The organism is Vibrio sp. 1751, from assembly GCF_033339895.1.
Classification (GTDB): domain Bacteria; phylum Pseudomonadota; class Gammaproteobacteria; order Enterobacterales; family Vibrionaceae; genus Vibrio; species Vibrio alginolyticus.
Genome location: NZ_JAWOVM010000025.1, coordinates 29749 through 52242, shown reverse-complemented (window position 1 = coordinate 52242; position 22494 = coordinate 29749). Strand labels below are relative to the sequence as shown.

Genomic DNA, 22494 nt, shown 5'->3' with positions numbered 1-22494 from the left:
CAAAGAAACCAATTGGCGACGCACGGTAAATTGCTGCCATTCGACGTTTCTACCATAGAATCTATTGGTGGTGGTTCGGTTCGTTGCATGTTGGGTGAAGTGTTCTTACCGAATCGTAAAGCTGTGCTTTAATAAACTGCACATTTCTTTTCAGCCGCAGTGAAAGGCTGATGAAGCGTTCTCTTCAAGGGTTTTTAGCCGTTAGCTCTGTGGCAGTACAGACTAACGGCTTTTTTGCGCTTTTTAGTTTTCTGACGATTTGCGTAGGCTACGCTTGGTTTAAGCGCCTAAAATAGGATGGTTCACCTAGCAGATTGTGGTAAAGTCCGCGCCTGCGTTTTACCGCATCTTCATTATTTTTATTGCTTCTTCAACCCAAAGTACAAGGTTTTCGTTAATGCCATTTTCTACTCTCTCATTGAGTTCTGAGCTGATTCACGCACTGCCAAAAGACTTCAAGAAACCGACCGATATTCAAGCGTTGGCCATTCCTGAGCTGTTGGCTGGTCAAGATCTATTGGCTTTGGCAAATACAGGCAGCGGCAAAACCCTTGCTTATGGTTTGCCTTTGTTGGAAAAGCTGGGTGTCAATCCAGAGCAAAAAGCGCTGATTCTTGTGCCAACTCGTGAGCTGGCAATGCAAGTGAGTGAAGCAATTAACCAAGTTGGTCAAGTTCTTGAACTCAACGCAGTGTGTTTGTGTGGCGGCGTTGATAAAGAGCAACAACAGCAGGCGCTAGCGACAAATCCTCATATCCTTGTCGCGACGACAGGTCGTTTGGTTGATCTGGCAAACAACGGTTTAGACTTAAGCAATATCCATTACCTAGTGTTGGATGAAGCGGATCGTCTGTTGGATATGGGCTTTTGGCCTGACGTACAAAATATTGCGGGGCTGATTTCAAACCAGCGTCAAACCGCGATGTTCTCGGCAACGTTTTCAGATGAGTTGAAGGGTAAAGCGAAGCTGCTTATGCCGGCACCAAAGCAAGTTGCAGCGCATCAAGAAAACAGCACCAACCAAGATATTGCTGAAACGCTGTACCTCGTTAACAAAGGCAGTAAAACCAAGGCATTGATTGAACTGATTCAAAAAAACGCGTGGACTCAGGCATTAGTATTTATTGGTGCGAAAGAGAACGCCGATGGCTTAGCGAAGAAGCTGAATAAAGCGGGCATCTCAACCAATGCGCTGCATGGCAATAAGAGTCAAGATGAGCGAGAAGAAGCACTGGCGCAGTTTAAATCTGGGCAAATTCAGGTGTTGATTGCCACCGATCTACTAGCGCGCGGCATTCACATTGAGCAATTGCCTGTAGTGATCAACTTTGAACTGCCAATGCATGCAGAAACCTATGTTCACCGAGTAGGACGCACCGCTCGCGCAGGCGAACAAGGTGTGGCGGTGTCATTGGTTTGTCATGGTGAAATGGACGCACTAAGCGCGATTCGTCACCTGACTCAACGTGCATTACCAGTGCAAGATCTGGCAGGTTTTCCAGTAACGGATAAGCCATCAACTGGCGAGAGCAAACGCGCGCCACGCGATAAAAAAGCCAACCGCCGAACTAATGCTAAGAAGAGCATTAAGCAGTTTCAAGGTAAGTCGAAACGCCCAGCCCCGAGTGCGAAGTAAACCAAAAAAACACGCTCTGACGGCATAGTCGGTTCAGAGCGTGGCTTAAATTTTACTTTGGGGTGTTAACCCACAGTTGGGCCAACCAAGCGCATTTCCCAATCTTCAACTTCGCCAGTTTCTAGGCGGCGCTCGACCAACTTGCCCCAAGACTCGACTAACGGCAGCTCAGACAGCTGAGTGAGTTCTTTTCTATCTAAACAGCCAGTGAAAACCGCGCCCATGATGTGAGCCAGTGGCCATTCTGGATAAGGTCTTTCGCACAGAATAATCTCGTCACCTGCACCGATATCGCCTTCTTCCAACACTCGGAAATACCAGCCTGTTCGAAGCGTATCTTGCAGTTTTCTCGCCATGTCGTGTTGGTCAAAACGTACGTTAAGTTTCCAGCAAGGCATGCGACCTTGCGACACTTCCAGTTGTGTTGAGCCGATGCGAATTTTATCTTTCAAGCAAATCGTGGATTCGGTGACGCCTTCGGAGCTGATGTTTTCGCCAAAGCCGCCGGCGGATTGGAAAATTGGTCTTTCGCCTAATTCTTGTTGCCAGATTGGGTAGTGCTCGCTTGGGTAAATATGAAGCGCTTTTTGAATGCCACCATGAAAGCGCGGATCACCTTGCTCATCACTGGTAAAACCAAGCTCTGTTGCGTGCTGGCGCTCAGGTAGCACTTGTTTGTTGATTGCGCTTTGCGCTCCATGAGCATAAGGGACGGTTTTCCCTGCTAGCACAGCTTTTACGACGCCGATTTTCTTCATATAACCTCCTTATATTTGAATGAGAGATAAAGTGTTTACCTTCATTCGCAATGCGGAGCATGATAGCCTAGTAAACTTGTGTCGGTGTAGGGATGAAAAGACAACTAACAATGCTAACTCGCCAAATTGATTCGAAGTCAGGCGTCGTCACCTCCAATGAGATGATGGCCGCGAATCCCCATTCTCCTGTTTTAGTGAAAACCATCGACATGCCAAAAGGTTACATTGATGCGCTGCATCAACACACTTGGCATCAAATCATCTTTCCTATCAAAGGGTTATTGCAAACACAAACTGAGCATTATCAGCATTTGGTTCCGCACACCTCTGCGTTATTTGTTCCTGCGGGTGTTCAACACGAGTCGATTGCTCTAAGCAATACGATATTTGTTGGCATTTACCTCAACCCTGAGTTTGGCGCAACGTACGAGCCACAAGTGAGAACCATTGCTTTAACGCCGTTTTTAAATGAGCTTTTACAAGAGATCCGCAGACAGTGTGAAGGTGAGACAAGCCACGAAGAAGTGCTGCATTTGCTGGCGGTGTTGCATGATCAAATTTTGAAACGCAACGTGCAGACATTTCAGTTATTGCTACCACAAGACAGACGACTAAAACTGATTTTCGAGCAATTGACAGACGAGCCCGCGTTAAGCTGTTCGCTAAAAGAGTGGGGGGAGAAAATTGGGGCGTCTGAGCGTACTTTATCACGGCTGTTCGCCAAGGAATTCAACACTTCATTTCTGCTTTGGCGGCAACAAATTCGGCTAATTTACTCGCTTTCTTTGTTAGATGAATCGTTGCCAATCCAAGCCATTGCAGACCTAGTGGGTTATCAAAATGACTCATCCTACATCAAAGCATTTAAAGCCTATTTTGATATGACGCCACAACAGTTTAGAGTGAACGGCGCATCGCGCAGGTAGAAATACAGAGTTTCGACTTCACTTAATGCTTTTGAGTAGAAGTTACGAAACTTCCTTTTTGAATTTCAATTACATGGTATGAATAACAATGGCACCAACGATAAATACTCGAGTGAATCAATTCTGTTTTGGCCAACCCAAAACGTCGCTGTCGTTGGAAAAAGAGCCCCTCAAACCGCTTGCTCAGGGCAAGGTTCGGGTGAGACTCGAAGCTACAAACATTAACCCAAGTGACTTGCTTTCCATTCATGGTGTTGGGCAATACCGCCGCGTTCACGTACCACCTCGCGTGCCGGGATTTGAAGCGGTTGGGCGTGTGGTGGAAGTCAGTGCAGTCGGTCAAACTGACCTTCAAGTTGGGCAAAAGGTGTTGGTGGCGATGAGTGGTACTTGGCAATACTACATAGATGCCGCGCCTGAGAATCTTTTTCCGCTACCTGAGAGTTTGGAGAACGGCTATGCCTGCCAATTGTACATCAACGCGCTAACCGCGTGGGTTATCACCACTAAAGTGGCGAAGTTGAACAAAGGCGATGTGGTGATCATCAATGCGGCAGGGTCAGCGATCGGTAAGATATTCGCCCAGCTTGCTCACTCACTGGGTTTTACACTGATTGCTGTGACTTCAAAGCCAGAAAAGTATCCGTACGATACGATTCCAGTGTTGGACGCAAAACAAGACTTACACGCGCAGCTGCAAACGCGCCAACTGCCACAACCAACGGTCGCTTTGGATGCGATAGGCGGTGAGGCTGGCACGGATCTCATTCGTACCTTGAAAGAAAACGGCCAATACATCAACTACGGAACATTGTCGTTAACGCCTTATACGCCTGAGTTTTTTGAATCGATGAAGGCCAACAACATCGACTTTAGTACATTCTTTTTGCGGTATTGGGAAGAATCGGTAGGTAAAGGCGGGAGAAAGACGGTGTTCGCTGAAATGTTAGAACACTTTACTAGCAGCGACATAAAGTTAAACGTTGCATATGATCTGTCGTTAGAGGACTTTCAAACAGCGATTGAAATGGTTGAGCGACGCTCGTCAGCAGTGTCAGGTAAAATCATTTTGACGCTATGATTTACAGTGAGTCTGTTGAGAAAAGGGAGGATAAAATCCTCCCTTTTTTATGGGTTTATTTGTAATGATAGGGCTATTTTAGATGGAAGATTTGCTCTGTTTCGAGCGATGTCATCGCACGTACTTGACGCCAAATGTAATAAAAAATACCGAACATCATCAACATACTTGGGATGGCAATCATTGGGTAACTGTACAGCGTCATTTTTCCTAACTCTTCGTTAAAGGCAGCAGTACCAGAAGGGCTAGTCACAATCCAAGTCGCAAGGAAGTAGTTCATTGCAGATGAGAACGCAAAAGTACTTGCAAACAGGTAGTTAGAAGACATAAGGCAACGTTCGAACGCATCGGTTTTATCATTTTCTTTTAAACGTTGGTTAATCAACGCGAGGTTCAACACTGTGTCATTCAGTACTAACTTCTGCATCAGCGGGTAGCGGGTAAACGTTGAACCCAAAACCGCTAAACCGATCAGGCCAGGAATCAGGGCTTCTTTTAGTGCTAACCAGCGTGTATCAAGCTCTAACAAGCCGATGCCACCAGTTAGTAGAACACTGATAAAGCCCAGAGCAGAAATAAAGTTAAATTTCTTGTTACGGACAAGGTCCATACCGCCATAAATGATAGGAAATAGCAAAGCGACAACCAGCGCCATTGCTGTCCCTAGATGCTCATCGCCACTAAACTTCATCAAAATGAAGGAAGGGATAAATACGTTGAAAAGGATTTCAAATAAGGGATTCGGCTTTTTCGCCGTCGTGTTACTCATAATGTTTTACTGACTCTACTCTATGTCGGCTGTTATTGTACTTTGACAAGAAGTGTTCATCTAGTCGCGCTTGATGTAAAGCGTTAAAGCGTCGAGTTGTGTAACGACTTATGAAATAGACCGGAGCATAGCCAGTTAGTTTACATGGTTGACTACTTTTTGTGTCTTAATGACTCTCCTTCTGTGCGATGATCTGATTACGCGCTCTGAATAATCGAGTCGCCACTGTGTTGTGGTTGAGCCTCAAGGCTTGGGCAATTTCATCATGATTCAACCCAGCCACTAAGCTCAAGAGCAACGGCTCTCGGTATTTGGGTTCGAGAATCATCATTTGTTTTTGAAGCCAATCTTGGGCCATGTCGTAGTCACTGCCAGGGTAGGTTTTTGTCTGTATTGCACACTCATCAATGTCGACAAAATCGTACTGTTTTCTATCAAAGCGCCGAGCATTCTCACGACGCAAAATAGTAATGAGCCAAGACTTCGCGGCGTTGGGGTCATTTAATTTATCAAAGAATCGCCACGCTTTCAGAAAGGTTTCTTGCGCTAAATCTTGAGCAAGGTGGTGATCTTTGCATAACCAATACGCGAGACGGTAGATCTCTTGGTATCGATCTTTCGTCAGTGCTTCGTAACGTTTATGTTTTTCCATAGCATTAAGATAAAAAGTTTGGAGAGCACGTTGTGTCTGCCAGATGAACGACAACCCTTTTTATCGCTTTTACAGTGATAAAAAGGGTTGTTCGATTAGGAAGATAAATTCGAAGAGTTAACCTTCGAAATATCGAAGGGTGGCTCTGATTACTTTCTTACACGCTTAAAATGGTTGGTTGGAAAAACGTGAGTACTGGATGGCATCTGCGACTTCCTGAGCTTTAGACTCTGAAGTCATAAGGTGAAGTAGCTTAAGAGCAGCTTGATAGCTAACTAGGCTACCGTTCGAAGTGATAACGCCATCATCAATGACAAAATTCTGGTCGACTTGTACTTTGACTGCTGGGTAATCTCTTTGAAAGCCGTTTTCACCTCCGGCCCAAGTTGTTGCTTTTTTGCCGTTTAAAAGGCCAGCTTCGGCTAACAAATACGCGCCAGAGCAATTACTTGCCATCCAATCTGCCGCCTTTGAGGTAGTTTTAATAAAGTGAATGAGATCTTTATTTTCGATTAGTGCATCCATGTCATAGCTGGATGTTAAAACCAATACGTCGAGTTCCGGCAGATCACCAATCCAAGCATCCACACCAATTTTTAATCCTTCTTCAGTGGTGATGGTTTTCTGATCTGAGACGGAAATGGTGAGCACGTCATAATCACTAAACCAAGTGAGACGACTTGCGACGCCAAAAACCTCTAAAGGAGCAGTAACATCAGAGGTCAGTACGCCATCGTAAACCAGAATACCAATTCGTTTATCTGCGGCATGTGCTGTTTGAAGCACCCCAAAGAATAGGACTAGTGTCGCTATCAATAGTTGTAGTGCATTCTTCAATCCGTTTTTACCCATGGTTTTTTCCTCGCTAACAGAGCATCAAGTTATTGAGGTTCATTATATTTAGGCTAATTAGTGATTGAAGAGCCACTTGGTCTTTACTAAAGTGAATAAAATTCATGAATAGAGTTCATTGGTTATATGGATAAGATACGGTCCCTACGATTTTTTATTGCCACTTTAGATGGCGGTAGTTTTGCTGCGGCTGCCAAAGTGTATGGCACTGACCCTTCGACCGTGAGTAAAGCCATACATCGTCTTGAAAGCGATTTGGGTATACAGCTTTTTCAACGTTCTACGCGACAGAGCCGCCTGACAGAAGCTGGTCGTAGGTACGCAAATACTGCTAGGTTTGTACTGGAGGAGCTGGCGGCATGTGAGGATTCATTAAAAAGTCACAATGATGCGCTTTCAGGGCAGCTTAAGATTAATGTGCCAGTCTCGTACGGTCGCCTCTATATTCGTCCTTTATTAAAAGAGTTTTGTCGCCGCTACCCTAACATCACTATCGATATTCATTACGATGACGCCTACGTTGATATTATTGAGCAAGGTATTGATGTGTCGATTCGCTCTGGTGTCGTTCACGATAGTCAATTGATTGTGCGTCAGCTGAGCCCTATCGATTTTATCATTTGTGCCAGTCAGGATTACTTAGCGCGCCATGGTGTTCCGAGTGGCCCGGATGTATTCAATGACCATTCTTGGGTTCGTTTTCGTTTTAAACAAACGGGGAAACTGTTGCCGATTCGGATGCCAGAACCAGACGGTGCGAGTGAATATGACCCCGAAAGAAACTACATTGTAAATGACGGTGAATCCATGGCAGAGCTTTGCGCAGAAGGCTTAGGATTAACTCAGATCCCTCATTTTATCGCGAGAGACTGGCTTAAAGCGGGGCGTTTAGTGCCGATATTTCCGAGCATGCGCCAAGCAGGAAATGGCGTGTATCTTCTCTATGCCAACCGGGATTATGTGCCTGCACGAGTTAGGGTGTTCATCGATTTTATCACTCAAGCAATACAGGATATGGATGAAACGCCATTCCATACTTGGGCTGAAACGTTGCCGATTTATCGACCGAACCAAGGCGATTGAAAACTTCATGTGAGTCTTTGGTTAAAACCCCCTAAGCTATATGACGCTTTTATTGGTTTTTGTTAGTTTATTGGGCGTTATTATCGAAAAGCGCAGTTTGCTCTTCGTCACTCATAAAGGAAAGACAATGCCAACTAAGATCTTAGTGCCTGCTTTGGCCCTACTTCTCAGCGCATGTGGCGGCGATGGGGAGTCGTCAGCCCCAGCAGAAAGCGGCTCACAAAACACAGGTTCCACATCGTCACAAGGCACATTTGCCGAGCAGATGCTTGCAGCGGTCAACAGCGCTCGCTCTACTACACAACAGTGTGGCGCAACCACCATGCCACCTGTTGGGGCCCTGACTTGGAGCTACGATTTGGAAAGCGCCGCTTATCGACATTCAAGCGATATGGCGAACAGCGATTTCATGAGCCACACAGGCTCTGATGGCAGCAAAATGTCAGATCGAGTTAACGCAACGGGTTATGCTTGGAGCGCCATTGGTGAGAATGTCGCCGTAGGGCAAAGCACCATTAACGCCGTCGTGAATGCTTGGTTATCGAGTGAAGGTCACTGCCTTAATATCATGAGTGCGGATTTTGATCAGATGGGCGCGTCGCTTGTCGAAAATCACTCTGCACGTTACGGGTATTACTGGACTCAGGTTTTTGCCAAACAGCGCTAATGCGATAAAGAAGCCCGATAGATAAAAAATAAAACGCCAGCAGTCACTATCTGCTGGCGTTTTATTATTTACATCTCTTTTAGCTTGTCAGGTTACGAAGTTTTGGGTCATCCGCCAGGTATTCAACAAATTCAATCTCAAAACCTGCAGGGTCAACAAAATACACATTTTTGCGATATGGTTCATCAGCACCAGGTTGGGCAATCGGATAACCTGCATCGGTTAGTCTTTTGATGATTGCATCGACGTTGTTGGTCACATAAGCAAAATGCGCTAGCCCAACTTGGTGCCCGCTCAACTCGCGGTTTTCTCCTTCGCCATGGTCACTCATGGCTATGTATTGATACTCGTCGCCAAAATGTAGCCAGTTTCTTGGCTTGCCACTCCATTCGCCTTTACCTTCATCACGCACGTACCAATGTGGAAATGCAGTTTGGTAAAACTTCAGCATTTCAGGGATATCTTTCACGACTAAGTTAATATGTTCTAGTTGGATCATGATGTGCTCCTTTTTGTCATTTTCTAGCCAACGATGAATATGCTAAAACCTCAAGTAAAGTTGAGGTAAAGGGCTTTTTTGATTTTATTTGTAGACGCCATTTATAAAGGTCAGGCAGCTGACACTGAAGAGTTGGCTCACACAGAAATCATTGAAACCTTGTGCAAGATTGGAAAGATGTTACATGATGGGGGACTTCCAGTTAACCGTTTGATTTAAGTAAGCAAAAGATGAAAGTTTTTACACTTAATCATGATGTTGAGAATTTCCCTTTTTTACAAGAAACTCAACTAGAGATTTCTATACAATACTCGGATGGCGATTTGCGGGAGTTATGTGGTGAGCGTGTCGCTGATACTTGGATGATTATTGATTTGGAGTGGGTGAGTGATAACCACATGCTTACAACAAAACCTGATTTTGCAATCTGGCGTGCAGGCGAGTTTGCTTGTTCTGAGTCCGCATATAATCAAATAAACGAAGCTCTTGATTCCAGTTGTGAGTTTTTGCCATTACGCGTCGCTGGCGAGCGTTGGTATGCTATAAACATACTCAAAACTTGCGATGCCATTGATAAGGATCGCACTGTGTTAAATGTAAGAGCTAATGGTAAGCCAAGTCGTGTAAAGCGGTTTAAAAAATTAGTGTTGAGTAGTAAATCAATCAAATCCGGAGGCTTGTTCAGGATTGAAAATAACGGAAGCGGTGTTTACTGCAATGATGAATTAGGTGGTTTGTATGAAATTTACCATCGTTGTCAGCTAAAAGGCCTGATATTTGAAGCAGTAGAAACGAGTTAAAGCCCGCAATGTTTCACCCTAAGTGTATTTCGGCAGCTTTATTTTACGCTGTTATTTCTAGTAATAATTTGTTTCCCCCCCCCCAAAAAAAAACAAAAAAGCCAGCAGTTAATACCTGCTGGCAAAGTCTTTGGGCTTCTAGGTTTTTTGATTTTATTTCTTGTTACTCATCGCTGTCACGGTGCCCCGATTGGTTTTCCGGGGAAGAAAACACAGCACCGTGCGCTTTGTGCTCAAGAAATTGGAGATTAACCTTGCTTACGGATTAGGTAGTCAAATGCGCCTAAGCTTGCTTTTGCACCTTCACCCATCGCAATGATGATCTGTTTGTAAGGAACGGTTGTTGCGTCACCTGCTGCGAACACACCTTCTAGGCTAGTATCGCCACGGCTGCCGACTTCGATTTCGCCGCGCTCAGATAGCGCTACTTCTGAATCTTTTAGCCATTCTGTGTTCGGTACTAGACCGATTTGAACAAAGATACCTGACAATTCAATCTCTTTGATTTCGTCTGTGTTGCGGTCTTTGTACTTCAAGCTTGTTACGCGAGTACCGTCGCCCACTACTTCTGTTGTTTGCGCCATCGTGATGATGTCTACGTTTGGTAGTGAGTTCGCTTTGTCGATAAGCACTTGGTCTGCACGAAGTACGTCTGCGAATTCAAGAACCGTTACGTGTTCTACGATACCAGCAAGGTCGATAGCTGCTTCGATGCCTGAGTTACCACCACCGATAACTGCAGTTTTCTTGCCTTTGAACAGTGGACCGTCACAGTGTGGGCAGTACGCGACACCTTTGTTACGGTACTCTTGCTCACCCGGAACGTTCATTTCACGCCAGCGTGCACCAGGGCTTAGGATGACACTCTTACTCTTCAGCGTTGCACCGCTTTCAAGTTGGATGTGAATCAAGCCATCTTCAGTGTGTGCTGCGCCCATTAGCTTCTCAGCTTGTTGCTCAGTCACGACGTCTACGTCGTATTCTTTTAGGTGTTCTGCTAGGTCTGTTGCCAGTTTTGGACCTTCAGTGCGTTTTACCGAAATGAAGTTCTCGATTGCCATGGTGTCCATAACCTGACCACCAAAACGCTTAGCAACAACGCCAGTACGAATACCTTTACGAGCAGCGTATAGTGCAGCTGCGCTACCACCAGGACCACCGCCGACAACAAGTACATCGTATGGGTCTTTTTCGCTCAGTGCTTTCGCGGCTTTCTCGCTCGCGCCGTCATCCACTTTGTTTAGGATTTCAGTCAGAGACATACGGCCTTGACCGAATAGCTCACCGTTCACGAATACGCTTGGTACGGCCATGATGTCGCGTTGTTTCACTTCATCTTGAAACAAACCACCGTCGATCATGGTTGCTTTTACTTTCGGGTTGATCGCCGCCATCATGTTGAACGCTTGAACCACGTCCGGACAGTTTTGACACGAAAGTGAAATGAAGATTTCTACGTCTAGATCTTTGTCTAGTGCTGCGATTTGCTCAATCACTTCTGGTTCTAGTTTGATTGGGTGACCGCCAGAATGAAGCAGTGCCAATACTAGAGAGGTAAATTCGTGACCCATTGGCAAGCCTGCAAAGCGTAGTGCTGTGCCTTTTGCTGGGTTAGTTACCGCCATCACTGGTTTACGTGCGCTTGCGTTGTCGTCACGTTCAACGGTGATTAGGTCGCTCATCTCTGCGATTTGGTTCGCTAGAGACAAAATGTCATTCGATGCTTTGCTTTCATCTAGACTAACCACTAAACGAACTTCTTCTTTTACATTAGCCAGATATTGTTTGAGTTGTTGTTGGATCGCTTGGTCTAACATAGTTGTTACTACCCTAAAAATATTAAAAGTGGTTACTGTAGATAAAACCTGAGGGGGAGAGAGCAAATCAGGCAGAAGGTCGTCAAGGTATCTAACCTGAAGTGCTCTCTAATTCAGTTCTAATCAGAAAAAGGAAATCGGAACTGATTAGAACTTAAATTTCAGTGGCTTAGATTTTGCCAACTAGGTCTAGTGATGGAGCTAGTGTCTCTTCACCTTCTTTCCATTTAGCTGGGCAAACTTCGCCTGGATGTGCTGCTACGTATTGAGCTGCTTTCACTTTGCGTAGTAGGTCTTCTGCGTCACGACCGATACCTTCAGCAGTGATTTCCATTGCTTGGATAGTACCTTCTGGGTCGATTAGGAACGTTGCACGGTCTGCAAGACCTTGACCTTCACGCATCACACCGAAGTTGTTTGTGATGTTGCCTGTTTGGTCGCCAAGCATGTAGTACTGAATCTTACCGATTGTGTCTGAGCTGTCGTGCCATGCTTTGTGAGTGAAGTGTGTGTCAGTTGATACTGAGTAAACTTCTACGCCACGTTTTTGTAGCTCTTCGTAGTGGTCTGCTAGGTCGCCCAGTTCTGTTGGACATACAAACGTAAAGTCTGCTGGGTAGAAGAAGAATACTGCCCATTTACCTAGAACGTCTTGTTCTGTTACTTCAACGAATTCGCCGTTTTTGTACGCTGTAGCTGCAAATGGTTTGATTTGAGTATTAATCATAATTTACTTTCCTTTGAATGTTTTAAGCTGAGCTGTTGTTGCTTTCGGAAAGTATATTCTCATCGGAGTGTGTTTAAGGAAAATCGCTTGTAACTATCCTATTGATAGCCATTTCCTATTTCACTTGATAGGGAAATCCGATGTAAGAGGGGTTCCTTTGATAGGTTTTATTGAAGATGAAGGCAGAGTAGCAATAGAGAATAGCGGAGATGACCTTAAGTGGATCGTCTGAATAAGATCGAAAGAGCCTGCATCTCGGCAGGCTCTTTCTAATAGGAAGTTGGGAAGCGAATGCTTCTATTTTTTTAGCTCAGATTGTCGAGCACTTTGCCACACAACTTCTTCAGCATGATCATTTCATCCAACTCTAAGGTGATTTTACACATCATGGCGTTTGGCACTGACTTGGCTTGTTCTTTAAGGTCACGACCTTGTTCTGTTAGGTTGAGTACGCGAACGCGTTCATCGGTTTCACTTCGGCCGCGTTCTACATAACCTTTTGCTTCTAAGCGTTTGAGCAGCGGTGTGAGTGTGCCAGAGTCCAAATGCAGTTGTGATCCCAGCTCTTTCACGCTGGCACCGTCTTTCTCCCACAGCACCATCATCACTAAGTACTGCGAGTAAGTCAGATCAAGCTCGTCCAGCAACGGGCGGTAAGCTCGGATCACTGCATTTGCTGCGCTGTAGAGCGGGAAGCAAACTTGGTTTTCGAGTAAGAGTTTATCGTTGTCGGTCATGGTATTGTCGGTGTAACACTGGCTCATTGGTGTTGCCTACCTGCTTACAGAGAAAGAGAGTTATAAAATAAATTGTGCACAATATAGTTGCAAACTATCTTCACTTCGATGTAAGATTGCAAGCAATTAAATTGTGCGCAACTTAAATTAAGAAGGACACTCGCATGACTACTCTATACAAAACTCAAGCTACCGCTTTGGCTGGTCGTAATGGTCAAGTAAAAACTGATGACGGTCTTCTCGATCTAGAGCTGTCATACCCGAAGGAAATGGGCGGCACAGGCGCAGCAACTAACCCAGAACAGCTGTTCGCAGCGGGCTATTCAGCGTGTTTTTCTAACGCGATTTTGCACGTAGCACGTGAAGGTAAAGTAAACCTGAAAAGCGCTCCTGTAACGGCAGAAGTGGGCATTGGTCCAAATGATAACGGTGGCTTTGCACTGACAGTGAGCCTAGCGGTAGAGCTAGACATGCCACAAGAACAAGCGCTAGAGCTAACGCGCATTGCACACCAAGTTTGCCCATATTCAAACGCAGTTCGTGGCAACATTGATGTGGCAGTAACGGTAAACGGCGAAGCAATTTAAGCGGTTCTTACCACGTTACAAAGACAAGAAAGCCTGCAAGTGCGCAGGCTTTTTTTGATTGGTATGAGTCGAGAATACTTAACGCGACTCTAGCGGGTAAGAGCGGTAGCTCCACATGCCGTATGTACGCAGTGCATCGCGGTAGATACCAAGCAGTTCGCTATCGCTGGCTTTGGCTAAGTCTTTCAGTGGCTTGTCTGGGTAGCTTACGGTGTCGAAAGTGATGCCTTGTGGGCCAGTTTGCCAACTTGCGATTTCAAACAATGTTTGACCACGGCGCACGTGACTCGCTGAGCTGATGATGGTCGCGTGTTTAATGTTATGACGCGCCAATGCGTAGCTGCTAAATAGAGCGTTACCTACCGTGCTGGTGGCGTAGTTTTCTTCAATGATGCGATCTTTGCTGATGCCTTTTTCAATCAGCCAATCCGCCATTAACTTGCCTTCGGTTTTGTGGTTCTTCGGTACACCACCCGTCAATACGATCAACGCGTCTGGATTTGCTTTCGCCATTGCTAGCGTGGTTTCCAGACGCTCAACCAAGATTTGATGCATTGAACCATCTGGGTTCAGCGCGTATCCCAACGTGACTATAGCGCCTTTGTCATCCAGTTTGCCTTTATCGGCTTTCTCTTTTAGTGGCGTTGCAAGTACGCGGTCTACGGTGTCGAAGATGCGTTGGATATCTGCCGCTTTACCTGCATTGAGCTTCATCAGCGTCGCCATGTGTTTCGCTGATTCTGCTTGGTTGCCCTCAAAGCGTTGCCATACCGCTAAGTAAGCGTGCAAATCCACATCGTCTGGTGCGACAGAAAGAGCTTGTTCAAATAGTTCAATCGCGCGGTCTGCATTCTTGTTGTAGATCTGTGCGTTTGCCGCAGAAATCAGTAGGTCAGTGCGGTACGGCTCAAGTTTGTAGGCTTCTAGTAAGCGGTCGGTAACAATCTCCATGTTGCTCGGCATTTTGGCGGTAAAACCCGCATGCGAGATACGCGCAGGGGATTTGAATGCTTGTACCGCGTCATTCAGCAGTTGGTCGACAACCTGACGTTTGGTGACGATCTGTGAGTAGTCGGCGGAAGATTGGATAGCAGCATCGTTAGCCGCGATAGAGTATGGGGCAGCAGTCAGCGCAATTACGCTACCAAGAGCAATGGCAAGTAAGTTCTTCTTCATGGAATGTCCTAGAGGTGCTGTAGTACCTAGTTTTTATTGTGCCTAGCGTTGTAGGTCTAACGGGGTCGATAGAATTTTTTCAGTCTAGGTTCGCTTCATGAATAATCTGTGAAATGAATCCCAACTCAGCCGAGCAAATGAACGCGCGTGGTCAAAACGCGAAGTAGGATCACGAAAACACTGAGGTATTCATTCGTGTTCTAAGTAATTGGATTAAAAGATAAACAGCGTTTGGAAGAACGGATTTAAGCAACCAGAGTAAGAAATGAAAAAGCCTGCAACGATGCAGGCTTTTGGTTTATTTGATGGCAGTGCAGAAGCTAACGTCTGCATGGTGCGTTTGTGGGTCAAAGCTGTGGTAAAGCTCAAAGCAAGGACGGTCGTCGTTCTCAATACCGGATTCAATTACCTTGCTCATGACATCATCCCATGCTTTTGAGTATTGGCTCGGGTCAGTAATGTGCTGGCGCATCACCGCATATTGACCACCGGGGAAGTCTTGCAGCTCAATGCCTTTTGGAACTTCCGTATCTTCTGGCACCATCAAGCAGATATCAGTGCGACACTTCTCGTCTGGCGTGATTTCAGGATTGTCATGGTAGATGAAGATGCAGGTATTGCCCGCCAAACCTTTCATTCCTGCCCATTGATACAGGCGACCTGATGGCTCTTCATAGCCTTGCCCGTAAGGGCCGTTTACGCGAATGTAAGCCAGTTTTGCTTTTTCAAAGTTTTGCGTTTCCATTGTCGTGCTCCATTTGGTGAGTTCAGAGCCAGTATATGAATCGCTTGGTGTTACTTCGTTTCCATTCTTGCGCAACGTGTGTCCAATCTTGCTGTTTCGTGCTAATTCAGAAAATTGCTGATAGTTTTCGCAGTCACGAAAGGCCGTAGGTGTAACGCCATAATGTTGTTTGAAGGCTTTGGCTAAGCTCTGTGAGCTAGAAAATCCGTACTCTAGGGCAATGTTCAATACTGGTTGCTTGGATTTGAATAAGTCATCGGCGGCGGCTTCTAGACGCAAACGTCGAATGAAATCAGCCAATGTCTCGCCTTGCACGGCTTTGAAGGTGCGATGAAAGTGATAAGGGGAAAGGTTCGCCAGCGCGGCCACTTCTGGCAGGTTGAGTGGTTCATTAAAGTGTTGCTCTAAAAAGCGAATCACAGGAACCAGTCGTTGGTGGTAGTCGACGCGCATCGGGGTATTTCCTTGTTCTGTTCAGCTTGTATTCTCTGCTCAAAGCCTACCGCAATCCAACAAGCTTGCAAGGGAGTAGGGTGAGAAATGCGTGGCGAGATGAGCGTCAATCAGTCACACTCAACGAACAGATGTTTAAGCAAAAACGTTGTGCTCATTATCTTTACTAACCGCTAGGACAATCATGATAGCTTGGAAACAGTCTATGCCAGAGTACGAATGGCTCGTTCATCAAGTTTGGTACTTGGAAGTGCTAGAGGGTGAAGTCATTGACCCCAAGCCGCACCTTATTCCAAACCCGCGTGCTCATTTACTCTTTACGCCATCAGAGCAAGGCTACAGCTACGACACGAGAGACACTAAGCTTGCTGGCAAAGGCTGCCATTTATTAACGGCTAACGAACATTTGCTGTTGTTGGAAGATAGGGCACCCATCAAGCGTATTGGTATCACCTTTCGCCCAGAGGGTTTGTATGCCATTGAATCACGGTTTAGTGATGCATCCCAAGTAGCTGCAATTAACCAATGCGAATGGTTTGATTGGCTTAACGCGGCGTTTGATGAGCGCTTTCAACAAGGTCTATGGCAGTTAGAGTTGCAGGATTCACCGCAATGTTTGCTGAGCTACATCAAACAACATTTAGATGCGTTAGATACCGCCCCTTGCCGTACCAAACCGTTTTTGGCATCGCAAAAAGCGGTATCCGTGATGGACGCTCAAGCACTACGCTCACCTGAACTAGCGATGGATATTGATGAGATAGCCAAACAGTGCGCCTGTTCTCGAAGAACGCTTGAGCGCAGTTTCAAGCAAGTGGTGGGGTTGAGCGTTAAGCAGTATCAACAAATGGCGCGTCTGGAGCAGATGATTTTTACCCTCTACAAGCAACAAGAGGCGATTGATTGGGCGAGTTTCTCACAACAATTTGGTTTCAGTGACCAATCGCATTTGATTCGCACCCTCAAACAGCAGCTACGAAAAACGCCGAGCAAATACTTGAAAAAGCGTGACTTAACCATCGATATCTATGGCGATTTTGAGTCGTAATACATTGCTAATCAGCCCGAAAGTTGTCGCAAAAATCCAATTCTTCTCTTATCCGCTGGGCTACTATTTTCAGCAGATAACGAGGTAACACATGTCATATCAAAAACTAAAACAAGGCGAAGCCATCCCATTTAATGAATCTTTGACTATCCAACTGATTCAAGGCTCTGATCTACAAGATATTATCGAGATGTTGAACGACGATAAGGTCAATCAATATCTGTTCTTCGCACCTGCTGACAACAGCCTATATGAAGGCTTCTTTGGCCCTATTATTGAAAATACGGCACAAGCGATTAAAGACGATGTTTGGCCAGATAGCCCAACGTTCGTGATTCGCGACCAACAAGGTCTGTACATGGGAATGTGTGCAGTGACCGCGGTGATGTTCTTAACTGGCAACTACGAAGTGGGTTATCAATTACCAACTTGTGCATGGGGCAAAGGCGTTGCGACTCGCGCTTGCCAAATGATGACCGAGATTGGATTTACTGAGCTAAACGCCCATAAAGTCAGTGCGGATTGCTACGCTTCTAATGCTGGTTCTTACAAAACGTTAGAGAAAAATGGTTTTACTCAAGAAGGCCGTCAGAAAGACTACTACAAACGAGAGCAAGGCTTTGACGACAAGCTTTACTACGGCATGACCGCAGAACAATTCGCGTCTTTAAATCGCTAATAATTAGCTAACAAAAAAGGCCGTTAACCCAAATGCTCGGGTTAACGGCCTTTTCTATATTCAGCGCTAAATGGCAAAGGCTTAGTTGCCTTGGTTTTGGCTTTGAAGCTTCTCTTTTGCTTCTTCAACCTTTGAGAAATCCAATCCCAATTCGTCTACCGCTTCTTTGATTAGCGCAGGGTTTTGCATCACTTGCGCCATCAGCATTTGTAGCTTGTCTTGTGGCAAGCCTAGTTGGCTGATTGTTGCCATTGCCGCTAGAGGGTTTTGCGTCAGAGTCTGAAAAATCTCGTTGATTTGTTCGTCGCTGATGTTGTTCTCTTTTAGCAAGGCGATAATTGGGTTCATCATATTTCCTTTCAATTATTCATTGGATGACACTGAGGTGCAGTGTATCACTCGGTTACCTGTGTTTGTACTAGCTGAATAATTGGGGTAATCACTCAACTTTTCAATACCCCGTTAGTTCCATATAACCTGTCCCAGAATGAGAGCCCTCAATACGCACTGGGCCTTCCCAATAAGGCACAGAAAGGGGCATTTTCGCGTTCGGGTTGAGGGCAGAAACCGTAAGTTCGATTTGCTGGTTAGGAATCGATACTTGCCACTCGGTTGGATACTTTCGCCCTTGGATTTCTGTTTGCTTAGTTGCCTTTAACTGAATGTCTTTTTGAGAAATGGCGATGCCAGAGCCATCTTGCTGCATCAGTCTTGCGTTGGAGTAACTGGCTGCTCCGGTTTTGGAATCCCGCAACTGGAACACCACCAAGCTGGTGTCGTCACTCAATCTTAGGGCAAACCAGTCCCAGCCTTGTTGTGAGTCGAGTAAGAATTGCGAGCTCCACTCTCGGTCTATCCAGCCTTTGCCCGACACTTGATGGGTTTTGCTGTCGATCGTGACTTCACCGGAGACATCAATAAACGGTTGGCTGTAGTAATACGAAGCCACCTGACCATCGGCGCTTTTGGTGCTGTACCCTTGCTCTCCTTGTTTTTGATACGGTGCGCTGCTGGTAAGAGTGAGCGAATAGCCAAACTGTTCGGAGTTTGCATTCAATGTGGCAGGGAAGAGATCGGTGGTTGAAGAAGTCCACTGCCAATCATCGAGATAAACCCGAAATGGTGAAGTGTCGACGCCAGCGAGAGAGGCTTGATCGCGCGACCATTTTTCATCGGCGTAGTGTTTGTCTGCGGTCGTCACTGCGCTGTGCGCCATGTAGATTTGTTGAGCTTGCCATTCGGTTTTCTTCACGTCATCTTCGCCCGTTGGCGGCGCAGCAGCAAAGCGAAACTGTGTCCACTGGACGCCAAGTGGAGTGCCATCTTCATCAATTAAGTTAGCGGTTAAGTACCACCATTCATGACGAAAGTTTGGGTGTGCTTGATGGTCTGCAGGGAAGGTGAGTTCAATCCCTTTTTCTACGGGTGTGAATAGGTTGCTTTCGCTTTGCATATCTCCACTGCCCAGAAAAGTTCCCATATTTTGTTGCTGCGCATCTTCACAACCGAATAGGAATAAGCTGCTTATGAGTAGAGTAAGTTTGCTTGCCAATCGAACCATCACAACACCTCGCTTTGCAAACTGGATACGACAGGCTTACTGACCAATCGCCACAGCGGAATCAAGGTTGCGATCACTGCCACCAAGATTGTGATTGCCGCAATGCTGAGGGCGTCACTCCAATTCCACAGATAATTTAAGCTCCAACCAAAAGCTCGTAAGGTGACGATGTCTGTCAGTACGTAACCCACCATGGCTCCGAGGGGCAGGGCGATAACCAGAGTAAAACTGACCAAAGCGACGATCTGTCCGACCACCATGGTCATTAATTTACGACGACTAACGCCAAGTGCATACAGCCTTGCAATGGCGGCTTTACGCGCGTCGAGCAACATGAAACAAGCGCTGAACAAGCCAATCACCGCGACCATCAACGTCACGCCGTTGAGCGCACGCGTAATGGCGAAGGTCTGCGAGAAAATATCCAACGCGATGGATTTGATTTGCGCCTGATCGTAGAGCTGACTTGGATGCAGATTCAATTGCTCGCGCAGTTGCTCGTAGACGATTTGTGGTTCACCTGAGACTTTAATGCCAAGGCTTGTTGGCAGGTCGGTAAAGCCGCTCTCTTGCCATAGCTTTGGTGCTAATAACACTTCACCGTTGGGTGAGCCGTAATCGTGGAATACCGCACCCACAAGCAGGTTGTTATTTGGAATGGCATCAAGCGTGAGCTCGCTACCCAAAGATAAACCCAGTTTGACCGCAGTAGGTTCACTGATGGCGACCAACTCACCTTGGTAAAAACGTGACCAGAAGTTCTCCAAATGCGATTTGAACACCATGGTTTGTTCTAAGGTGTCTTTGTCTTTTGTGCCAAGCAAAATCGGTAAGCCTTGCAGGTTATCGTCGACGTAGTATTGCTTGTAGACGGTCTCAACCTTCTCGAACTGCCCTAACGCGCGCTCCACATCTGCGATTTCGCCTTGCGCAGGGCTAACGTAAATATCGGCGTGCAGTCTTTGTTCTAACCACTGTTTTAGGGTGGACTCGAAGCTACCAACTAGCGTGTTCATCCCCATATTGGCAGTAACGGCGAGTAGCAGTGCCATCATGGCGAGAGAAAGCGGAGAAATCAGCTCGTGCAGCTCTGCAAACAGATACTGCATCAAACCGGAAGTGGTGCGCTTTTCACACCAATTGGCTAACACGCTGAGTGTTTTGGGTAGATACAAAGGTATCGACACCACAAGCACACCGAGCCACGCCATGGTAAATCGGTGGTGCTCACTCAGCCATAACCCTGCGAGTGCGAGAGTTGTCAACGCAGCACCTATCACGAACAATTGGTTTTCGTTAGAAGCTTCAGGTGCTTGATAAAATCCGCCATGAGAAGAGAGCGGTTGGCGCACTCGTTGTTTGAAGTGCTGCCAACATGCCAATAGGGTTGCGGCTAACGTGAGCAGCAGGGCTTGCGCCCACCATTGCCACTGCCAAGTGCCGGGCAGCAGTGTCGCACCATAAAGTTGTTCTAAAGTCAGAGCTACAGTCGGATGCAACCAATGGCTGAGCTGCATGCCCAATACAAAACCAAGGGAAGCACCGATGGTAACGAGAATAGTGAGTTCAACTAACAGCGCAGAGAACACAATGCTCGGCGCAACACCCGCCTGTTGAATTTGCACTAACAGCCGATTGCGTTTAAGCAAGCTGTACTTTACGCCGTTGTAGGCAATGAACAACCCGACTAAAAAGGCAAGTAAGCTCATTGCGGTGAGATTGAGGTGAAAGCTGTCGGTCAGCGAACCAAGGTCTGTACTTTGGTTATTGGAAATCCATTGCCCTTGCTCACCAATGATGCTTTGCCAATTTGCTTGCGTGCCTTTATGCCCTTTATCACCCGAATGGAAAACCGCAATGTAACTGAGCTGTCCTTGTTTATTGAGCAGTTGCTGGGCAAAGCCAATGTCCATCAACATTCGGCTACCTAACTGCCATTCGTCAGGCAACACCACCACTTTGGTTGGAATGTCGTCCAAAGTTAGGGTTTCTACCTCCCCTAAGTTTTGATGTTGAGATTGGCTCATCATTACGATCGGCTTGCCAGCCAAAAGCTCAGGCAAAGGTAAAGCACTGTCGAACAAAGACACGTTCTGTTCACTATCCGATGAATAGCGAGAACGTGAAGAGATAGCGGCAATCAACTCGCTGCCTTGTACTGACCAGCGACGCCCTTGTTCGTCTCTCACTCGCCCTTCGATTACCGGTAGTGCTGCACTGAGCCCATTTTGTCTAAGGGTGAAGTAGAGCGATTCGGGCAGATAGTTTTGCCCTGCTGGTGGAATAATTACGTTCTGAGCTTGTGCGCTGAGCTGCTCGGTAGACTCAGCATAACTGCGCTTGGCATTGAGGTTGATGGCTTGCACCGCAACAAACAAGGTCACTGCCAGCACTATACCGATCAGAATTGCGGCGGCTTGCAGTGGCGCCTGCCGATAGTGCGCTACAAACAGATTCAGGGCGAGTCGAGTATGCGTGAATCTGGTGTTTGGTTGCTTAGCTTGCTTCATGGCGAAGCTCATGTTTGTTTTGGTGATGACTGTTCTGTAGCTGACTATTATCTAATCGCAGCCGTGTTTTCATAAACTCAGCGCATTCAGGGCTGTGGGTGACTAACAGCACTGCCGTATTGCCTTGGGTGGTGATTTCACTGAGTAGCTTCATCACTTCTAACCCCGCTTTTTGGTCGAGGTTACCTGTGGGTTCATCAGCAAGTAGCAGTTTAGGTTTGTGTGCTAAGGCGCGCGCAATAGCGACTCGTTGTTGTTGACCGCCGGAAAGGGCAGAAACATGTCTATCGAGCAGTTGGCTGATGCCTAGAGTCTCGACCAAATAATCGCACCAGTCATTCCATTTTTGTTGATTCAAATGCAGAGGGAAGGCGATGTTTTGCTGCACGTTGAGCGGCGTTAATAGATTGAATTGCTGGAAGATAACACCGAGTTTTTGATGTCGAAATCGGCTCCATTGTGGGTCTTTCCAAGCCGCCGTGTTATCGCCATCTAACCACAACTTACCATCGGAAAGCGGCTCAAAGCCAGCGATGACATTGAGTAAGGTACTTTTGCCGCTACCACTTGCACCCGTCAGCGCAACGCTCGCTCCTGTGTTCAACGTAAAGTCGACGCCTTCCAACACGCGATGTGTCTCTTTGCCATCGACAAAGCTTTTGCTGGCGTGTTTGAGTGTGACAAGTGGGCTTTCCATTTCCTCTCCCTGTATTCAAAAGGTGTCGTTTCTT

24 protein-coding genes are annotated in these 22494 nt (G+C 46.4%); 10 read left to right on the top strand and 14 right to left on the bottom strand.

The annotated features are described in order from the left end of the window. Both R7041_RS10785 and R7041_RS10780 read left to right on the top strand, forming a co-directional pair. A partial coding sequence (locus R7041_RS10785) for an arginine deiminase-related protein (protein ID WP_318128626.1) occupies positions 1-132 on the top strand: 132 nt, incomplete at its 5' end. 265 nt (positions 133-397) lie between these two features. Next, positions 398-1636 carry a DEAD/DEAH box helicase gene (locus R7041_RS10780; protein WP_064369552.1) on the top strand — a complete coding sequence of 413 codons (1239 nt, stop codon included), beginning with the start codon at positions 398-400 and terminating at the stop codon, positions 1634-1636. A 65-nt stretch (positions 1637-1701) separates the two neighbouring features. Here the strand turns inward: R7041_RS10780 and R7041_RS10775 are convergent, their stop codons facing one another. Continuing rightward, on the bottom strand, positions 1702-2394 hold the full coding sequence (locus tag R7041_RS10775) for an MOSC domain-containing protein (RefSeq protein ID WP_206949178.1): 693 nt from the start codon (positions 2392-2394) through the stop codon (positions 1702-1704). Between the two features lie 110 nt (positions 2395-2504). Between R7041_RS10775 and R7041_RS10770 the strand changes: the two genes are divergently transcribed. Further along, the gene (locus R7041_RS10770) at positions 2505-3320 is read left to right on the top strand and encodes an AraC family transcriptional regulator (protein ID WP_017634526.1); all 816 of its coding nucleotides are present in this window, start codon (positions 2505-2507) and stop codon (positions 3318-3320) included. Between the two features lie 88 nt (positions 3321-3408). Beyond that, positions 3409-4401 carry a zinc-dependent alcohol dehydrogenase family protein gene (locus R7041_RS10765; RefSeq protein ID WP_158155576.1) on the top strand — a complete coding sequence of 331 codons (993 nt, stop codon included), beginning with the start codon at positions 3409-3411 and terminating at the stop codon, positions 4399-4401. Positions 4402-4474: 73 nt separating this feature from the next. Here the strand turns inward: R7041_RS10765 and R7041_RS10760 are convergent, their stop codons facing one another. The 3 genes from R7041_RS10760 to R7041_RS10750 all read right to left on the bottom strand — a co-directional run bounded on the left by R7041_RS10760 (position 4475) and on the right by R7041_RS10750 (position 6674). Next, positions 4475-5170, bottom strand: coding sequence for a VC0807 family protein (locus R7041_RS10760; protein WP_053303949.1), 696 nt, complete (start codon positions 5168-5170; stop codon positions 4475-4477). 166 nt (positions 5171-5336) lie between these two features. Then, positions 5337-5867, bottom strand: a complete 531-nt coding sequence (locus R7041_RS10755; RefSeq protein WP_255209459.1) for a sigma-70 family RNA polymerase sigma factor — start codon at positions 5865-5867, stop codon at positions 5337-5339. A 120-nt stretch (positions 5868-5987) separates the two neighbouring features. After that, complete coding sequence (locus R7041_RS10750) at positions 5988-6674, bottom strand: DJ-1/PfpI family protein (RefSeq protein ID WP_005374612.1); 687 nt, start codon at positions 6672-6674, stop codon at positions 5988-5990. Between the two features lie 126 nt (positions 6675-6800). On the opposite strand from R7041_RS10750, the gene R7041_RS10745 reads away from it, so the two are divergent. Together R7041_RS10745 and R7041_RS10740 are read left to right on the top strand one after the other, a co-directional pair. Then, positions 6801-7757, top strand: coding sequence for a LysR family transcriptional regulator (locus R7041_RS10745; protein WP_054576541.1), 957 nt, complete (start codon positions 6801-6803; stop codon positions 7755-7757). Positions 7758-7884: 127 nt separating this feature from the next. After that, a complete protein-coding gene (locus R7041_RS10740; protein WP_005398264.1) occupies positions 7885-8424 on the top strand; it encodes a CAP domain-containing protein in 540 nt (179 codons plus the stop codon). Between the two features lie 79 nt (positions 8425-8503). Here the strand turns inward: R7041_RS10740 and R7041_RS10735 are convergent, their stop codons facing one another. After that, a complete protein-coding gene (locus tag R7041_RS10735) occupies positions 8504-8923 on the bottom strand; it encodes a VOC family protein (protein WP_005374615.1) in 420 nt (139 codons plus the stop codon). 230 nt (positions 8924-9153) lie between these two features. Here R7041_RS10735 and R7041_RS10730 point away from each other — a divergent pair, with 230 nt between their 5' ends. After that, entirely contained in the window at positions 9154-9723 is a 570-nt protein-coding gene (locus R7041_RS10730; RefSeq protein ID WP_053350147.1) for an imm11 family protein, read from the top strand. 248 nt (positions 9724-9971) lie between these two features. On the opposite strand, the gene ahpF is transcribed toward R7041_RS10730, so the two are convergent. The 3 genes from ahpF to R7041_RS10715 all read right to left on the bottom strand — a co-directional run bounded on the left by ahpF (position 9972) and on the right by R7041_RS10715 (position 13031). Next, on the bottom strand, positions 9972-11540 hold the full coding sequence (gene ahpF, locus R7041_RS10725) for an alkyl hydroperoxide reductase subunit F (protein WP_005374617.1): 1569 nt from the start codon (positions 11538-11540) through the stop codon (positions 9972-9974). 169 nt (positions 11541-11709) lie between these two features. Beyond that, positions 11710-12267 carry an alkyl hydroperoxide reductase subunit C gene (gene ahpC / locus R7041_RS10720; protein WP_005374632.1) on the bottom strand — a complete coding sequence of 186 codons (558 nt, stop codon included), beginning with the start codon at positions 12265-12267 and terminating at the stop codon, positions 11710-11712. A 305-nt stretch (positions 12268-12572) separates the two neighbouring features. Beyond that, positions 12573-13031: a MarR family winged helix-turn-helix transcriptional regulator gene (locus tag R7041_RS10715; protein ID WP_206949177.1), complete on the bottom strand. Its 459-nt coding sequence runs from the start codon at positions 13029-13031 to the stop codon at positions 12573-12575. 137 nt (positions 13032-13168) lie between these two features. On the opposite strand from R7041_RS10715, the gene R7041_RS10710 reads away from it, so the two are divergent. Then, on the top strand, positions 13169-13591 hold the full coding sequence (locus R7041_RS10710; protein WP_005374640.1) for an organic hydroperoxide resistance protein: 423 nt from the start codon (positions 13169-13171) through the stop codon (positions 13589-13591). Positions 13592-13669: 78 nt separating this feature from the next. Here R7041_RS10710 and R7041_RS10705 read toward each other — a convergent pair whose 3' ends face one another. Together R7041_RS10705 and R7041_RS10700 are read right to left on the bottom strand one after the other, a co-directional pair. Continuing rightward, positions 13670-14767, bottom strand: a complete 1098-nt coding sequence (locus R7041_RS10705; RefSeq protein ID WP_017634518.1) for a YdcF family protein — start codon at positions 14765-14767, stop codon at positions 13670-13672. A 298-nt stretch (positions 14768-15065) separates the two neighbouring features. Continuing rightward, entirely contained in the window at positions 15066-15965 is a 900-nt protein-coding gene (locus tag R7041_RS10700; RefSeq protein WP_042522251.1) for an AraC family transcriptional regulator, read from the bottom strand. Positions 15966-16149: 184 nt separating this feature from the next. Between R7041_RS10700 and R7041_RS10695 the strand changes: the two genes are divergently transcribed. Further along, positions 16150-17013: a helix-turn-helix domain-containing protein gene (locus R7041_RS10695; RefSeq protein ID WP_206949176.1), complete on the top strand. Its 864-nt coding sequence runs from the start codon at positions 16150-16152 to the stop codon at positions 17011-17013. Between the two features lie 91 nt (positions 17014-17104). Continuing rightward, on the top strand, positions 17105-17692 hold the full coding sequence (locus tag R7041_RS10690) for a GNAT family N-acetyltransferase (RefSeq protein WP_042522248.1): 588 nt from the start codon (positions 17105-17107) through the stop codon (positions 17690-17692). An 81-nt stretch (positions 17693-17773) separates the two neighbouring features. On the opposite strand, the gene R7041_RS10685 is transcribed toward R7041_RS10690, so the two are convergent. From R7041_RS10685 to R7041_RS10670, 4 genes are all read right to left on the bottom strand, one after another. Further along, on the bottom strand, positions 17774-18040 hold the full coding sequence (locus R7041_RS10685) for a DUF2999 family protein (RefSeq protein ID WP_004746427.1): 267 nt from the start codon (positions 18038-18040) through the stop codon (positions 17774-17776). A gap of 103 nt (positions 18041-18143) precedes the next feature. Beyond that, complete coding sequence (locus R7041_RS10680) at positions 18144-19253, bottom strand: lipocalin-like domain-containing protein (protein ID WP_206949175.1); 1110 nt, start codon at positions 19251-19253, stop codon at positions 18144-18146. Then, positions 19253-21763: an ABC transporter permease gene (locus R7041_RS10675; RefSeq protein WP_042522245.1), complete on the bottom strand. Its 2511-nt coding sequence runs from the start codon at positions 21761-21763 to the stop codon at positions 19253-19255. The genes R7041_RS10680 and R7041_RS10675 overlap by 1 nt, the downstream gene beginning before the upstream one ends. Further along, on the bottom strand, positions 21750-22460 hold the full coding sequence (locus R7041_RS10670) for an ABC transporter ATP-binding protein (protein WP_042522244.1): 711 nt from the start codon (positions 22458-22460) through the stop codon (positions 21750-21752). Before R7041_RS10670 ends, R7041_RS10675 begins: the two co-directional genes overlap by 14 nt. Between the last annotated feature and the right edge of the window lie 34 nt (positions 22461-22494).

Excerpts from the sequence above, each read along its gene's own strand:
- R7041_RS10745 (WP_054576541.1), top strand. The coding sequence starts at position 6,801 with ATGGATAAGATACGGTCCCTACGATTTTTTATTGCCACTTTAGATGGC.
- R7041_RS10705 (WP_017634518.1), bottom strand. The coding sequence starts at position 14,767 with ATGAAGAAGAACTTACTTGCCATTGCTCTTGGTAGCGTAATTGCGCTG.
- R7041_RS10670 (WP_042522244.1), bottom strand. The coding sequence starts at position 22,460 with ATGGAAAGCCCACTTGTCACACTCAAACACGCCAGCAAAAGCTTTGTC.
- R7041_RS10760 (WP_053303949.1), bottom strand. The coding sequence starts at position 5,170 with ATGAGTAACACGACGGCGAAAAAGCCGAATCCCTTATTTGAAATCCTT.
- R7041_RS10775 (WP_206949178.1), bottom strand. The coding sequence starts at position 2,394 with ATGAAGAAAATCGGCGTCGTAAAAGCTGTGCTAGCAGGGAAAACCGTC.
- R7041_RS10695 (WP_206949176.1), top strand. The coding sequence starts at position 16,150 with ATGATAGCTTGGAAACAGTCTATGCCAGAGTACGAATGGCTCGTTCAT.
- ahpF (WP_005374617.1), bottom strand. The coding sequence starts at position 11,540 with ATGTTAGACCAAGCGATCCAACAACAACTCAAACAATATCTGGCTAAT.
- R7041_RS10685 (WP_004746427.1), bottom strand. The coding sequence starts at position 18,040 with ATGAACCCAATTATCGCCTTGCTAAAAGAGAACAACATCAGCGACGAA.
- R7041_RS10680 (WP_206949175.1), bottom strand. The coding sequence starts at position 19,253 with ATGGTTCGATTGGCAAGCAAACTTACTCTACTCATAAGCAGCTTATTC.
- ahpC (WP_005374632.1), bottom strand. The coding sequence starts at position 12,267 with ATGATTAATACTCAAATCAAACCATTTGCAGCTACAGCGTACAAAAAC.
- R7041_RS10770 (WP_017634526.1), top strand. The coding sequence starts at position 2,505 with ATGCTAACTCGCCAAATTGATTCGAAGTCAGGCGTCGTCACCTCCAAT.
- R7041_RS10700 (WP_042522251.1), bottom strand. The coding sequence starts at position 15,965 with ATGCGCGTCGACTACCACCAACGACTGGTTCCTGTGATTCGCTTTTTA.
- R7041_RS10730 (WP_053350147.1), top strand. The coding sequence starts at position 9,154 with ATGAAAGTTTTTACACTTAATCATGATGTTGAGAATTTCCCTTTTTTA.
- R7041_RS10715 (WP_206949177.1), bottom strand. The coding sequence starts at position 13,031 with ATGAGCCAGTGTTACACCGACAATACCATGACCGACAACGATAAACTC.
- R7041_RS10735 (WP_005374615.1), bottom strand. The coding sequence starts at position 8,923 with ATGATCCAACTAGAACATATTAACTTAGTCGTGAAAGATATCCCTGAA.
- R7041_RS10710 (WP_005374640.1), top strand. The coding sequence starts at position 13,169 with ATGACTACTCTATACAAAACTCAAGCTACCGCTTTGGCTGGTCGTAAT.
- R7041_RS10690 (WP_042522248.1), top strand. The coding sequence starts at position 17,105 with ATGTCATATCAAAAACTAAAACAAGGCGAAGCCATCCCATTTAATGAA.
- R7041_RS10740 (WP_005398264.1), top strand. The coding sequence starts at position 7,885 with ATGCCAACTAAGATCTTAGTGCCTGCTTTGGCCCTACTTCTCAGCGCA.
- R7041_RS10765 (WP_158155576.1), top strand. The coding sequence starts at position 3,409 with ATGGCACCAACGATAAATACTCGAGTGAATCAATTCTGTTTTGGCCAA.
- R7041_RS10675 (WP_042522245.1), bottom strand. The coding sequence starts at position 21,763 with ATGAAGCAAGCTAAGCAACCAAACACCAGATTCACGCATACTCGACTC.
- R7041_RS10750 (WP_005374612.1), bottom strand. The coding sequence starts at position 6,674 with ATGGGTAAAAACGGATTGAAGAATGCACTACAACTATTGATAGCGACA.
- R7041_RS10780 (WP_064369552.1), top strand. The coding sequence starts at position 398 with ATGCCATTTTCTACTCTCTCATTGAGTTCTGAGCTGATTCACGCACTG.